Here is a 14,601-nt window from a genome sequence, read left to right as displayed (position 1 = left end):
TGTCCGCGCGGGGTAGCCGCGCGCCCACACCGCTCAACCAGCGTCACCGAACCGCCTCATTCAAGGATCTGTCATGCCGCTTACGCTGTCCCGCACCGAACTCGTTCGCACCGCCAACCTGATCGACGGCAACTGGCGCGATGCGCTCGACGGCCGCCGCTTCGCCGTCACCGATCCCGCCACGCTCGAAACCGTTGCCCACGTACCCGACAGCGGCGCCGCCGACGCACGCGCGGCGACCGACGCGGCAGCCCGCGCGCTGCCCGCGTGGCGTGCGACGCCCGCGCGCGAACGCGCCGCGATCCTGCGTGCCTGGCATGCGGCGATCGTCGCGCACACCGACGATCTCGCGAAGCTGATGTCGCGCGAACAGGGCAAGCCGCTGGCCGAGGCGCGTGGCGAAGTTGCGTACGGTGCGTCGTACGTGCTGTGGTTCGCGGAGGAAGCGACGCGCACGTACGGCGACCTGATCCCGCAGCAGCAGCGCGGCAAGCGCTTGAGCGCGGTGAAGGAGCCGATCGGCATCGTCGCCGCGATCACGCCGTGGAATTTCCCGCTCGCGATGATCGCGCGCAAGATCGCGCCGGCCCTCGCGGCCGGCTGCACGGTGGTCGCGAAGCCGGCGGAGGACACGCCGCTGACCGCGCTCGCGCTCGCGTTGCTCGCGCAGGAAGCCGGCGTGCCGGCCGGCGTGCTGAACCTGATCGCCGCGTCGCGCGAGCGCGGCGTCGACGCGGCGGCCGACTGGCTCGCCGACGGCCGCGTGCGCAAGATCACGTTCACCGGCTCGACGCCGGTCGGCAAGCTGCTCGCGCGCGAATCGGCGGCGACGTTGAAGAAATTGTCGCTGGAGCTCGGCGGCAATGCGCCGTTCATCGTGTTCGACGACGCCGAGCTCGATGCCGCGGTCGACGGGCTGATGGCCGCCAAGTTCCGCAACGGCGGGCAGACCTGCGTGTCGCCGAATCGCGTGTACGTGCAGGCCGGTGTCTACGACGCGTTCGCCGCGAAGCTCGCCGCGCGCGTCGCCGCGCTGAAGGTCGCGCCGGCGACCGACCCGGCCGCGCAGATCGGCCCGATGATCAACGCGCGCGCGGTCGACAAGATCGCACGCCACGTCGGCGATGCGATCGAACGCGGCGCGCGCGTGCTCACGGGCGGCAAGCGCCTGACCGAGCTCGGTGCGAACTATTACGCGCCGACGGTGCTCGTCGACGCGACCGCCGACATGCAGCTCACCTGCGAGGAAACCTTCGGCCCGATCGCCGCGCTGTTTCGCTTCGCGTCCGAGGACGAAGCGGTCGCCGCCGCGAACGACACGCCGTTCGGGCTCGCCGCCTATTTCTACACGCAGGACGTGCGGCGCATCGCGCGCGTGTCGGCGCGGCTCGAAACGGGCATCGTCGGCATCAACGAAGGCGCGCTCGCGAGCGAGGCCGCGCCGTTCGGCGGCGTGAAGGAATCGGGCTACGGCCGCGAAGGCTCGCGCTACGGCCTCGACGATTACCTGTCCATCAAGTACCTGTGCCAGGGCGGGCTCGACTGAGCGGATGAACCCGCGCCGTCCGCGACGATGGCCGTCGCCGTGTTCCGTCAAGCTGCGCGCGTTGACATCGGAACCGATCGGTCCATATAATGCATCCAACTTTGGCACCGCATCGATGGCGAAACCGATCAATGGCAAATCCGGCTGGCGTGGGCCGTCCCCGCGAATTCGAACTGGGCGACGCCGCGCGCGACGCGATGGACGTTTTCTGGGATCGCGGCTATGAAGGCGCGTCCCTGCCCGACCTGATCGCCGGCACCGGCTTGTCGCGCGGCAGTCTCTACAAGGCGTTCGGCGACAAGAAGGCGCTGCTGCTGGCGGCGCTCGACCTGTACATGGCCGACGGGCTCAAGGCGACCGCCGACATCCTGTCGCAACCCGGTGCCGTGAAGGATGCGATTCGCGATTCGCTGCTGCGCTATGCGCGCCTGTCCGTTGGCGACGCGGGCCGGCGCGGATGTCTCGCGGTCGCGATGACCACCGAACTGGCCGCGCGCGACGCGGATGTCGCGGAACGCACCGGGCGCATGTTCCGGCGGCTGCAGCAGCTCTATGCCGGTGCGATCGTCCGCGGCCAGGCGAGCGGCGAGATCGCCGAGCAGGACGAACAGGTGCTGGCGCGTTTGCTCGTCTGCCAGATCGAGGGCATGCGCGTGCTGGGCAAAACCGGTATGTCCGAGCCCGACGTGCTCGCGTTGGTCGATCGCACGATGCGCATTCTCGACTGATATTTTTTTACCCAATTTGGAACCGATTGGTTCCGTATGGAGAGCCGCCCATGTCACGGAATGACCCCGTTTCACCCGACCCGCGTCGCTGGGCGATGTTTTCGGTCCTGCTCGTCGGCGCGTTCCTGCCGCCGCTGGATTTCTTCATCGTCAATGTCGCGCTGCCGTCGATCCGCGCGGAACTGGGCGCCTCGTCGTCGGCCGAGCAACTCGTCATTTCATCGTATGCGGGCCTGTACGCGGTGACGCTGATCACCGGCGGGCGATTGGGCGACCTGTTCGGCCGCGGCCGCGTGTTTTTCCTCGGGTTGATCGGCTTTGCGATCGCCTCGACGCTGTGCGGCCTCGCGAGTTCGCCGTGGACGCTCATCGTCGGCCGCGCGTTGCAGGGCGTGACGGCCGCGATCATGGCGCCGCAGGCGCTCGCGTCGATCCAGGCGATTTTTCCGGAATCGGAAAAGCCGCTCGCGCTCAGCTTGTACGGCGCGGTATTCGGCCTCGCGGCCGTGGTCGGGCAGGCGTTGGGCGGGATCCTGATCTCGTTGAATCTGTTGAACCTGGGCTGGCGCACGATCTTCCTCGTCAACCTGCCGCTGGCGATGCTGGTCGTCCTGTTCGGGATTCCGCTGTTGAAGGAAACGCGGGCGCAGCATGCGCGCAAGCTCGACTTCGGCGGCACCGCGCTGTCGATGCTGACGCTGGGCGCGCTGATCGTGCCGCTGATCGAGGGGCGCGAAGCAGGCTGGCCGGTATGGGCATGGGCGTCGCTGTTCGCGGTGCCCGCCCTCGCCGCGTTCTTCTGGCGCTACGAGCGCCGGCTCGGCCGCCGCGGCGGCGCACCGCTGCTCGATCCGGCCGCGCTGCGCGCACCGGGGCTGGGCCGCGCGTTGCTGATCGCGCTGCTGCTGTACTCGATCGGCGCGTTCTTCCTGCTGTTCTCGGTGTATCTGCAGAATGCGTTGCACGTCGACGCGCTGAGCGCGGGCCTCGTGTTCTTGCCGTTCGGCGTCGGGTTCCTGCTCGGCCCGTTGTCGACGCCGTTCTGCACACGTGTCATCGGCGCTTACGTCAATCCGTTCGGCATGGGGCTGGAGATCGTCGGGCTCGTCGGCCTCGCGGGGTTGATCGATGCCACGCCGGTCGGGATGCCGCTCGCTGCCGTGCCGCTCGCCGCCGCGCTCTTCGTCATCGGGTTCGGACAAGGGCTCGCGCTGCCGACGCTGATGCGCATGGTGACGGGGCGCGTCGCACCGGCGCTGTCCGGCATGATCGCCGGCATCGCCAGCTCGACGCTGCAGGTCAGCACGTCGCTCAGCGTGGCGATCATCGGCGGCATTTTCTATACGACGCTCGGCACGCGCCAGGACCCGGCGGCCATCGCGCACGCGTTCATCGTCGCACTCCTGTCGATCTCGCTGTTCCTCGCCATCGGCGCCGCGCTGGGCATCTCGCTCGCCCGCGCACCCGCCGCGCACCCGTCGATGCGGGCCGCCGTCCGTCCGGGCTTCGGCCCTGAACGCAAACGGCCGTAATCGCCCGTCGTCGCCTGTAAACAGCGCGGCGCTGGACGCCGCGTTCGCTGCCGCGAAGACGGCAGATGTCATGGCCGATATCGATGCGCTCACCGATATCGAACCCGATCGGCACATCACGCAGGTGTTCTCACGCATCCGCGCGCGCACGCAAGCGAATCCGCGTCGTGGATGGCGTCAGAGCAACCCCAGCGCCGACGCCTTGAGGGTCGCCGCGGCGCGTGTCGAACATTCGAGCTTGCGGAATGCCTTCTCGACGTGGGTGCGCACCGTGCTCGGACTCATCGCGAGCGCCTGCGCGACCTGCTTGTTGCTCGCGCCGCGGGAGATCGCCCGCAGGACGTCGATTTCCCGCGCGGACAGGCGCGGTCCAGCGCCCGACGCGCGCGGCGCGATGCGCCGGGGCACAGGCGCTCCGCCCGTCACGAGCGCGGCCACCACGTCGCCGCATAGCCGGCCGCAGGCCGCTTCTTCCTGCAACTGGTCGGCGGCGGCCGCATCGCTCAGCGCCGCGCGCCACGGACGCGCCGAGCGCAACGCGACCCACGCCAGCGACGCCGCGAGCACGCGCGCTTCCAGCGACAGTGCCGCATCGCGCGCGCCGCGAAAATAACCCGAGCCGTCCTGCCGCTCGTAGGCATACGACGCGAGCACCGCGGCTTCGCCGAGCGCGCCGGTCTGCCTGCCGGCGCGCTCGGTCCAGTAAGGCACGAGTCGCACCTTTTCCCAGGCGCTCGCAGGCAGCCGCGTCGGCAAGTTCCACACGTCGTTCGGTACCGCGGCCCGGCCGATGCCGTGAATCAGGCCGGCGCGGTACACGCGTTCGCGCGCGGCCTCGTCCGGCGAGAGACGGCCGTAACACGCGGCCGCCGTCGCGGCGACCGAACGCGAGAAGCCCGTCATCCACGGCAGTTTCAGATCGATGACGTCCGCGATCAATTCGGCGGACGTCGCGCCCTGCATGTCCGGCGTGGCCAATGCGGCGTCCAGCTCGGCGGGCGCCATGTGCTCGAGCGCCGCCAGCCAGCGCGGTGCGTCACGCTCGGCCGTCTCGACGAGCACGGCCGGATAGCGCGCCCCCGCGCGTTGGCCGATCAATTGGAGCGCCCGTTCGATGCCGTAGGTGCGGCTGAACACGTCGAGGTCGCCCGCAAGCGCGACGATCGATACGGCGGCCGGCACCTGTTCCCGCGCGAGCCGCGCAGGCAGCCCGTTGCCGTCCCAGCTTTCGAAAATGTGCCGCAGCGCGGTTTCCGTCGCGTTGGACAGACCGAGTATTCGCGCGACCTCGCCCGACACTTCGCAATGAATCTGCGCGAGCGGGATCATCGCGACGCCCGCGCCGCCGATCGCTTCGGCCATGCCGGGCCGGCTCTCGAGCATCGCGGCGCGGATCGCGACGTCGTCGCCGAATACCTGCGCGAAACCCGCCGCATTCGCGGTGCAGCCCGACCAGCGCAACAGCGCCACCTCGCGGGCCGTATCGCACACCGCTGCATCGAATCGCGCCGCGTGCGCGAGCTGCGCCGCCAACCAACTCGTGCGTGGCGAATGGTCGGTCGGCTGGCCCATGCTGAGATCGCCGATGAAGGCCAGCGCGCGTACGGCGTCGACGATGCGCAGCGGGGCGTGACGGGCTTCGGCGTCGGACATCGGGCGGTGGAGACATTCGCGGGAGCGGGAAAACGATCATACGCGACGGCGTCGCGGCATGCACGAGCATGCGCGTCGGCGCCGCGCCGCGGGCCGCCCCGATGCGATGTTCGCCTGGACCAGAGCCTGCCGCCGGTGGAATGGGCCATCGGACATCTGACCGATGGCGGCCGGCCCCGGCGATTGCGATACTCGGCGCACTGGAGATCCGGTCGGCGCCGCATCCGAATCCGCATGGCGGACGCCCTGCATGCCGGCCGGAACGACGATTCAATATACGAAGGAATGCAAATGATTGGCCGCTACCCCGAATTCCGTCCCCCTGCCGACGAACACTGGCTGAAACGGTACTACTTTTCCCGCGCGGTGTTCTCGCTGATCTGGGTCGCGCTGGCGTTTTCCGTCGGCCGGCACAGCGCAGCCGGCGCGGCGGTGCTGCTGGTCGTTTATCCGGCCTGGGATGCGCTCGCCAATTTCGTCGACCTGTCCCGCAGCGGCGGGATGGCGGCAAACCGCACGCAGGCGGTCAACGTCGCGATCAGCGCCGTCACGACACTGGCCGTATTTCCGGCGTTGAATGCGGGCCTGTCCGCGGTACTTGCGGTGTTCGGCGTCTGGGCGATGGTCTCCGGCGCGCTGCAGCTCGGCACCGCCGTGCGGCGCTGGAAGCATGCCGGCGCACAGTGGGTGATGATCCTGAGCGGAACGCAATCGGCGTTGGCCGGGCTATTCTTCATTGTCCAAAACCATGCGCCGATGCCACCCGCGATCGTCAAGATCGCGGGCTACGCGGGAGTCGGTGCGCTTTATTTCCTGATATCCGCCATTTGGCTGCAGGTGCGGGGGATGCGGCGCAGCGTGTCGTGAGTCGTCGGTCAGAGTGAAGATGTCGCACTGCGGGTCGCCATCGCCGTGCTTGCAGTCAACGAATGCCTTCCGACGCGTTTGGCTGAGGTCGCCCGGAGAAGACGCCAGCCATTCCCGGAACCGGCTTTTCGGACCGGTCGTCGACGCCGGTTTGACCCGTGTCCTTACCGCCTACGCAACGCCTGAGCCAGCGCATCTCCCGCCGCCAGAACGTGCGCGGACAAAGCCGCGCACGCTGCGTCCACGTCACCATCGCGTATCGCGCGAACGATGTTTCGATGCTCGTCGTTCGAGCGATCCTGCCAGTCAAGTTGCTGCCACGTCGCGTACAGATGCCGTGAGCTGGCCCGATGCATGTCGCCGATTGCGTCGATGAGCCGCGGCATCCCGCACCGCGCGGTCAATGCGCGATGAAACCTCAGGTTCAGCGTGCCGAGCACGGCTATGCCGTGCGCTGCCGACTCCTGATCGAGGATCGCATCGAGTTCCTCCAGCGCACGTGCGTCGAGCGCGGGCATTGCCTCGCGCAGCGCCAGCGCCTCGAAAGCAGCGCGCATCTTGGCCATTTCGAGCACGTCCGCCGGCTCGAGCGGCGCCGCCCGCACGCCGCGTCGCGGCTCCACCACGGCCAGCCCCTGCGCTTCCAGCCGTCGGAACGCCTCGCGTACCGGCACATGGCTCGCGCCGAACTCTGCCGCGATGTGGTCCTGACGCAGCCACTCTCCCGGCGCGATGACGCCGGAGATGATGCGGTCCGCCAATGCGACGGCGATCCGATCGGCCAGCGAGCGATCGTCCTTGACTTCAAAGTTCATCCCGACCACCATGCATATATTATCTATTAAATTGTAACAAAATCGGAGGCTCCGATGCGCCACCACCGTCCTGTGCGCCTGCAGCACATCGCCGGCATCGGCGTCGATCGCATGGGTTCGATCGCCGATCATGCCGACGTCGACCTTTTGCGACTCGAAAATCTCGATACCGACATCCCGCCCACCTCGGAGGCGCTCGCCGTCACCCGAGAGGCCATCCAGCGAGACTCGGCCAACTCCTATTTGCCATTCGTCGGTCAGGATCGGCTACGCGCGAGCGCTGCCGCCCACGTGTCGGCGCTGTCGGGGCAGCGCTTCACGGCCGACCAGGTGGTGGTGTCGGCGGGCGGACTCTCCGGCATTCTGAACACGCTGCTCGCCACCGTCGAGACCGGCGACGAAGTCATCGTCACCGATCCGACCTACGCAGGTCTGCTGAACCGCGTCCGCCTTGCGGGCGGCGTACCCCGGCAAGTACCGTTCGTCTTCACGCCGGGCGGCGAATGGAAGCTGGACCAGGCCGCGCTGCGGGCAGCGATCGGTCCGCAGACGCGGGCCATGCTGCTGATGTCTCCGTCGATGCCTTCGGGCGGCTTCTTCGATGCGTCCGACTGGCAACTGATCGCGAGCCTGTGCGTGCAGAACGATCTGCTGCTGATCCTCGACAGCGCGATGGAACGGCTGCTCTTCGATGGACGCACGGTCATCCATCCCGCCGGCCTGCCCGGCATGGCGGAGCGTACGGTCACGGTCGGCGCGGCGTCGAAAGAGCTGCGCATGATCGGCTGGCGGGTCGGCTGGATCGTCGCGCCGCAATGGCTGATTCCGGATCTCGTGGCCGTGTCGCTCGCCAATGTCGTGGTGCCGGTCGGCATTGCGCAGGAGGCCGCGGCGGTCGCGCTCGACCATTCCGCATCCGATCTGCCTGGCTACGTGAGCGAACTCGAGAGGCGGCGGGATACGGTCGCCGCCCAACTGTCGGGGCTCCCGTTCGGCATGCCGGCGGGCGGCTGGTCGATGCTGCTGCGCGTGTCCGATTTCGGCCTGACCGGGTCGCAGATGTCGGAGCGATTGCTGCGCCACGGCGTATGCGCGACGGCCATGGCCGGATGGGGCGTTGCCCACGGCGACGCGTATATCCGTTTCGTGTTCGCGAACGAACCGGTCGAGCGGTTGCGCACGCTCGGGGACAAGGTGCGCTTCGCACTGGACGGCGCCTGACGGCTGCTCACGAGAAAGCGGAATCGCGCGCAGCGCGTCGCCGGTTGGAGGTGTCCGGAAGTCCGTCCGTGATGGTCGAGCACACTCACGCGAGATCACTCCACGTGACGCGATCCATCCGGCGCCGGGGCGGCGCGATGCCCCGGCCCCGGTCGGACCTGACGCCGGGCGAACGCCCTACCGCCCCGCCGGCGGCCGCAGGATGTCGCGCGGAATCGACGCGATCAGCACGCAACTGATCAGCAGGCAGGCGCCCAGCGCATAGGTCCCGTTGTTGATGTCGCCGGTCATCTGCTTCGCGACGCCGGTGATCATCGAGCCCGTGAAGCCGGACAGGTTCCCCACCGAGTTGATCAGCGCGATGCCGGCCGCCGCGGCCGTGCCGGACAGGATCTGCCCTGGAAAGGTCCAGTAGATCGGCATCAGCGCGAGGATGCCGCACGTGGCGATGGTCAGGAATACGATCGACAGCGCCACGTTGTGGGCAAACGCCGCGCTCAGGATCAGAAAGACGCCGCCGATCAGCGCGGGAATCGCCGCATGCAGGCGGCGTTCGCCGGTCTTGCGCGAGTGCGACGCGTTCCACACCATCGCGAAGATCGCCGTCAGGTACGGAATGGCCGTCAGTACACCGATGTGCAGCGGGCTGTGCACCCCCGACGCGCGAATGATCGACGGCAGCCAGAAGGCCAGCCCGTAGAAGCCGGTATTGAAGGTCAGCAGGATGAAGGTGAGCAGCCAGACGCGCGGGCTGCGCAGCGCGGCGCCGATGCTGTGCGACTTGTGCGCGGCTTCGGATTCGAGGTTGCGCGACAGCACCGCCTTTTCGTCGGCGGACAACCATTTCGCCGACTGCGGGCCGTCGCCGAGGCAGGCCAGCACGATGAACGCCACCACGATCGACGGCAGCCCTTCGAGCAGCAGCATCCATTGCCAGCCGCTCATGCCCGACAGGCCGTGCGTCTGCTCCATCAGCCAGCCCGACACCACGCTGCCCAGCGTCAGGCTCAGCGGGATCGCCACCAGGAAGCCCGACATCGCCACGCTCTGGCGGCGCGCCGGGAACCAGTAGTTCATGTACAGGATGACGCCGGGGAAAAAGCCGGCTTCGCACAGCCCCAGCAGGAAGCGCAGCGTGTAGAACATGGTGGTGGTCTGCACGTGGAAGAACTGCGCGAGCGGCACGATGAACGCCATCGACGACGACACGATGCCCCACGTGATCATGATCCGCGCGATCCAGAAGCGCGCGCCGTAGCGGTGCAGCAACAGGTTGCTGGGCATCTCGAACAGGAAATAGCCCCAGAAGAAAATGCTCGCGCCGAGCGCATAGACGCTGTCGCTCAGGCTCAGGTCGTCGAGCATCTGCAGCTTCGCGAAGCCGACGTTGACGCGATCCAGATAGGCCACGACGTAGCACAGCAACAGCAACGGCAGGATGCGCCGCATGACCTTGCGGTAAAGGGCGTCTTCGGACGAATCGGCCGCGGCCGGTGCGGCAGCGGCCTGCGTGATGGATGGCATCGGTCTGTCTCCTGTTCGTGTAGGTCTTCTTCGTACCGGCGAGTCCTCTGACGCATCGATGTTACCGATAACATTCCGTGGCAAAAAAAAGCCGGCGAGGCGACGGGAGCGATCGGCACACTGATACCGGTAACACACCGGAAGGTAGCACGCTGCGACCGGCGCGTACAAGGTCCGCCGCACGCGTGGTTTCCCTAGTACGGGCGTCGCCGCGACGGGCGAGCGTCGGCCGGCCTGCCCGGTACGCCGCACCGGTATGATGTAGCCTTTCCGGCCTTCTCACGATCGCGATTCCGATGCCCAGTCCCACCGCCGTCCGGCCTGCCGGGCCGCCCCGCATGTCCGACGTGGCGCGCCTCGCCGGCGTCTCGAAGATGACCGTGTCGCGCGTGCTCGCCGGGCACAGCGTGGCCGCCGAGACGCGCGCACGGGTCTGCGAGGCCATCGAGCAGCTCGGCTACGTGGCCGACGCGGCCGCCGGCGCGCTGTCGTCGGGGCGCTCGGAGTTCGTCGCGGTGCTGGTGCCGTCGCTGTCGAGTTCGAACTTCTCGGACACCGTGCGCGGGCTGACCGATGCGCTCGAACCGCATGGCCTGCAGTTGCTGCTCGGCGATACCGACTACGACCTCGAACGGGAAGAACGGCTGGTGCGCTCGATGCTGCGGCACCAGCCGCGCTGCATCGCGCTGACCGGGGCGCAGCACACCGACGCGACGCGCAAGGTGCTGGAACGCTCGGCGATTCCGGTGGTCGAGATGTGGGACCTGCCCACCCGCCCGATCGACACCGCCGTCGGCTTCTCGAACGTGCGCGCCGCCCGTGCGATGGTGCGGCACCTCGCCGAGCGCGGCTATCGGCGCATCGGCTTTCTGGTCGGCGCGAGCGAACTGGATCGCCGCGGCCTGGACCGGCTCAAGGGCTACCAGGCGGAGATCAAGGCGCTGGGGCTCGGCGAACCGCGCGTCGTGCGGCTGGGCGAATCGCCGATCACGATGAGCCACGGCGGCCCGGCGATGGCGGCCCTGCTGGCGCAATGGCCGGATACCGATGCGGTGATGTGCGTGAGCGACATGTCGGCGTTCGGCGCGATCATGGAATGTCATCGGCGCGGGCTGGCCGTGCCCGCCGACATCGCGGTGGCCGGCTTCGGGAACTTCGAAGTGGCAACCTGCTGCCATCCGACCATCACGACCGTGTCGGTCGATGCGTACGGTATCGGGCTGCGCACCGGCGAAGCGTTGCTGGCGGCGCTGCAGGCGCGCGACGGCGGCGAGCGGACCGAATCGAAAAGCATTCGTATCGACTACACGATCATCCCGCGGGAAAGCGCCTGACGGCCGGCGCCCGCGCGCATCCCGACCCGCGGGATGCGCGGCTCCGTACCGGTTTCCGCCGCCCTCTGCTGCGCCACTCGCGCACGAAATCGCGCACGAAATCCCTTCCGCGATGCAAAAACCCCGTGCTAACATCCCACCGATGTTACCGGTAACTATCCGGCACGCAAAATGAGAAAGGCCCCTTAGGAGACAGCCTGCCATGTCACACACCGCTCGCCGCCTGCGCAGCCAGGAATGGTTCGACGACCCCGCGCACGCCGACATGACCGCGCTCTATGTCGAGCGCTTCATGAACTACGGGTTGACGCGCGAGGAACTGCAGTCGGGCCGCCCCGTCATCGGCATCGCGCAGACGGGCAGCGACCTGGCACCGTGCAACCGCCACCACCTCGAGCTGGCCGAGCGGACCAAGGCCGGCATCCGCGACGCGGGCGGCATTCCGATGGAATTCCCCGTGCATCCGCTGGCCGAGCAAAGCCGCCGGCCCACCGCCGCGCTCGACCGCAATCTCGCCTACCTCGGGCTGGTGGAAGTGCTGCACGGCTTTCCGCTGGACGGCGTGGTGCTGACGACCGGCTGCGACAAGACCACGCCCGCGTGCCTGATGGCCGCGGCCACCGTCGACCTGCCCGCGATCGTGCTGTCGGGCGGCCCGATGCTCGACGGCTGGCACGAGGGCAAGCGGGTCGGCTCCGGCACGGTGATCTGGCATGCGCGCAACCTGCTCGCGGCCGGCGAGATCGACTACGAAGGCTTCATGCAGCTGACCACGGCTTCGTCGCCGTCGATCGGCCATTGCAACACCATGGGCACCGCGCTGTCGATGAACAGCCTAGCCGAGGCGCTGGGCATGTCGCTGCCGGGCTGCGCGAGCATTCCCGCGGCCTATCGCGAGCGCGGCCAGATGGCTTACGCGACCGGCAAGCGCGCGGTCGAGCTCGTTCGCGAAGATCTTCGCCCGTCGACGATCATGACGCGTGCGGCATTCGAGAATGCGATCGTCGTCGCGTCCGCGCTGGGCGCATCGACCAACTGCCCGCCGCACCTGATCGCGATCGCACGCCACATGGGCGTCGAGCTGAGCCTGGACGACTGGCAGCGCTTCGGTGAAGCCGTGCCGCTGCTCGTCAACTGCATGCCGGCCGGCGACTACCTCGGCGAAAGCTTCCACCGCGCCGGCGGCGTGCCTGCCGTGCTGCGCCAGCTCGATGCGGCCGGCCTGCTGCGACGCGACTGCCTGACCGTATCCGGTCGCGCGATCGGCGCGATCGCCGACACCGCGCAGGACGCCGACCGCGACGTGATCCGGACGCCCGACGCGCCGCTCAAGCATGGCGCCGGCTTCATGGTGCTGTCGGGCAACTTCTTCGACAGCGCGATCATGAAGATGTCGGTGGTCGGGGACGCGTTCCGCCGGACCTATCTTTCCGAACCGGGCGCGGAGAATACGTTCGAGGCGCGCGCGATCGTGTTCGACGGCCCCGAGGACTACCACGCGCGCATCGACGATCCCGCGCTGGACATCGACGAGCGCTGCATCCTGGTGATCCGCGGCTGCGGCACGGTCGGCTATCCGGGCAGTTCGGAAGTCGTGAACATGGCGCCGCCCGCCGAATTGGTGAAGCGCGGCGTGACGTCGCTGCCGTGCATGGGCGACGGGCGCCAGAGCGGCACGTCGGCCAGCCCGTCGATCCTGAACATGTCGCCGGAAGCGGCGGTCGGCGGCGGCCTCGCGCTGCTGCGCACGAACGACCGCGTGCGCGTGGACCTGAATCGCCGCAGCGTCGACGTGCTCGTCGACGAGGACGAACTCGCGCGACGTCGCGAAAGCGCAAGCTTCACCGTGCCGCAGGCGCAAACGCCGTGGCAGGAACTCTATCGCCGCTTCGTCGGCCAGCTGTCCACCGGCGGCTGCCTCGAACCGGCCACGCTGTACCTGAAGGTGATCGAGCAGCGCGGCAATCCGCGCCATTCGCACTGATTTCACCGTCCACGACTCTTGCCGAGCTGACCATGCGTACTCCTTCCGTTTCCGACTGCCTGCCGCACGACCTCGCCCACGCGCTGCTGATCGGCCGCGTCTGGCGGCACGACGGCGCCCACGCGGGCCCGAGCGTCGTCGCCGTGCGCGGCGGCGAAGTGTTCGACATCACGCGCACCGTGCCGACCACCGCGGACCTGTTCGACCGCCCCGATGCAGTCGCCATCGCGCGCACCGCCGTCGGCGAATCGCTGGGCCGCGTCGAACCGCTGCTGCAGGCGGCGCTCGACGGCACGCCCGGCGCGACGCACCTGCTCGCACCGTGCGACGTGCAGGCGATCAAGGCGTGCGGCGTCACGTTCGCCGTCAGCCTGATCGAACGCGTGATCGAGGAACAGGCCGGCGGCGATCCGGCCAGGGCGCGCGAGGTACGCGACACCATCGCCGCGACCATCGGCACCGACCTGTCGAAGATCGTGCCCGGCTCGGAAGCCGCGCTGCGCCTGAAGGCGGAACTCGAGCGCCGCGGCGCGTGGTCGCAATACATGGAAGTCGGCATCGGCCCGGATGCCGAGGTGTTCTCCAAGGCGCAGCCGATGTCCGCGGTCGGCTTCGGCGCGGACGTCGGGCTGCTGCCCGTGTCGGTATGGAACAACCCGGAGCCGGAGATCGTGCTGGCGGTCGCCAGCGACGGCCGGCCGGTGGGTGCGACGCTCGGCAACGACGTGAACCTGCGCGACATCGAAGGCCGCTCGGCGCTGCTGCTCGGCAAATGCAAGGACAACAACGGCTCGTGCGCGATCGGCCCGTTCGTGCGGCTGTTCGACGACGGCTTCACGCTCGACGGCGTGCGGCAATGCAGCGTGTCGCTGCGCGTCGAAGGCGCGGACGACGGTTTCGTCCTCGACGGCATCAGCCACATGCGCGAGATCAGCCGCGACCCGGCCGACCTCGTCGCGCAGACCTGCGGCGCGCATCACCAGTACCCGGACGGCTTCATGCTGTTCCTCGGCACGATGTTCTCGCCGATCCAGGATCGCGACGCGCCCGGCGCGGGCTTCACGCATCACCTGGGCGACCGTGTCACGATCTCGACGCCCGCGCTCGGCGCACTCGTCAATACCGTGCGGCTTTGCACGGAGATCGCGCCGTGGACCTTCGGCGTGCGCGCGCTGTATGCGAACCTGGCCGCGCGCGGGCTTCTTGCCGAATGAAAGCGGAAGACGCGGCGACATGAAGTCCTGCGCGAACGACGTCGACGGACAATAAGCGAAGGCGTATGAAACGGCCGTTCGCGCCGGCGCGCATGTAGCCAGCCTTCACTGCGCGACCTGAACACTCGCCGAGCCGGAACGGCCGCCTTGAGCGGTGCCGCCGGCTCGACCGTCTTTGCGGCG

At 68.5% G+C, this 14,601-nt stretch carries 11 protein-coding genes; 8 read left to right on the top strand and 3 right to left on the bottom strand.

The annotated features are described in order from the left end of the window. Window positions 1-73 precede the first annotated feature (73 nt). The 3 genes from DFS13_RS29250 (at window position 74) to DFS13_RS29240 (ending at window position 3,806) form a co-directional block, all read left to right on the top strand. Complete coding sequence (locus DFS13_RS29250) at window positions 74-1,546, top strand: NAD-dependent succinate-semialdehyde dehydrogenase (protein WP_006493468.1); 1,473 nt, start codon at window positions 74-76, stop codon at window positions 1,544-1,546. Between the two features lie 131 nt (window positions 1,547-1,677). Then, complete coding sequence (locus DFS13_RS29245) at window positions 1,678-2,274, top strand: TetR/AcrR family transcriptional regulator (protein ID WP_006483275.1); 597 nt, start codon at window positions 1,678-1,680, stop codon at window positions 2,272-2,274. 50 nt (window positions 2,275-2,324) lie between these two features. Beyond that, window positions 2,325-3,806: an MFS transporter gene (locus tag DFS13_RS29240; RefSeq protein WP_111442436.1), complete on the top strand. Its 1,482-nt coding sequence runs from the start codon at window positions 2,325-2,327 to the stop codon at window positions 3,804-3,806. A gap of 177 nt (window positions 3,807-3,983) precedes the next feature. Here the strand turns inward: DFS13_RS29240 and DFS13_RS29230 are convergent, their stop codons facing one another. Beyond that, window positions 3,984-5,459 carry an HD domain-containing phosphohydrolase gene (locus DFS13_RS29230; protein WP_111442435.1) on the bottom strand — a complete coding sequence of 492 codons (1,476 nt, stop codon included), beginning with the start codon at window positions 5,457-5,459 and terminating at the stop codon, window positions 3,984-3,986. Window positions 5,460-5,750: 291 nt separating this feature from the next. Here DFS13_RS29230 and DFS13_RS29225 point away from each other — a divergent pair, with 291 nt between their 5' ends. Next, on the top strand, window positions 5,751-6,326 hold the full coding sequence (locus DFS13_RS29225; protein WP_111442434.1) for a DUF308 domain-containing protein: 576 nt from the start codon (window positions 5,751-5,753) through the stop codon (window positions 6,324-6,326). A gap of 164 nt (window positions 6,327-6,490) precedes the next feature. Here the strand turns inward: DFS13_RS29225 and DFS13_RS29220 are convergent, their stop codons facing one another. Beyond that, entirely contained in the window at window positions 6,491-7,141 is a 651-nt protein-coding gene (locus DFS13_RS29220) for a GntR family transcriptional regulator (protein ID WP_012493725.1), read from the bottom strand. Window positions 7,142-7,195: 54 nt separating this feature from the next. Here DFS13_RS29220 and DFS13_RS29215 point away from each other — a divergent pair, with 54 nt between their 5' ends. Beyond that, complete coding sequence (locus DFS13_RS29215; protein WP_006483280.1) at window positions 7,196-8,362, top strand: pyridoxal phosphate-dependent aminotransferase; 1,167 nt, start codon at window positions 7,196-7,198, stop codon at window positions 8,360-8,362. A gap of 177 nt (window positions 8,363-8,539) precedes the next feature. Here DFS13_RS29215 and DFS13_RS29210 read toward each other — a convergent pair whose 3' ends face one another. After that, entirely contained in the window at window positions 8,540-9,886 is a 1,347-nt protein-coding gene (locus tag DFS13_RS29210; RefSeq protein WP_006498148.1) for an MFS transporter, read from the bottom strand. A gap of 296 nt (window positions 9,887-10,182) precedes the next feature. Between DFS13_RS29210 and DFS13_RS29205 the strand changes: the two genes are divergently transcribed. The 3 genes from DFS13_RS29205 to DFS13_RS29195 all read left to right on the top strand — a co-directional run bounded on the left by DFS13_RS29205 (window position 10,183) and on the right by DFS13_RS29195 (window position 14,418). Next, complete coding sequence (locus DFS13_RS29205; protein WP_006483298.1) at window positions 10,183-11,220, top strand: LacI family DNA-binding transcriptional regulator; 1,038 nt, start codon at window positions 10,183-10,185, stop codon at window positions 11,218-11,220. A gap of 202 nt (window positions 11,221-11,422) precedes the next feature. Next, window positions 11,423-13,204 (top strand): IlvD/Edd family dehydratase, encoded by a 1,782-nt coding sequence (locus DFS13_RS29200; protein WP_006483301.1) that lies wholly within the window; start codon window positions 11,423-11,425, stop codon window positions 13,202-13,204. 32 nt (window positions 13,205-13,236) lie between these two features. Then, window positions 13,237-14,418 (top strand): fumarylacetoacetate hydrolase family protein, encoded by a 1,182-nt coding sequence (locus tag DFS13_RS29195; RefSeq protein ID WP_048985816.1) that lies wholly within the window; start codon window positions 13,237-13,239, stop codon window positions 14,416-14,418. Window positions 14,419-14,601 lie beyond the last annotated feature (183 nt).

This window comes from Burkholderia sp. 28_3, from assembly GCF_003253915.1.
In the GTDB taxonomy this organism is placed as follows: Bacteria; Pseudomonadota; Gammaproteobacteria; order Burkholderiales; family Burkholderiaceae; genus Burkholderia; species Burkholderia cenocepacia.
The sequence above is the reverse complement of the archived record's forward strand: the minus strand, read 5'-3'. Positions and strand labels throughout refer to the sequence as shown.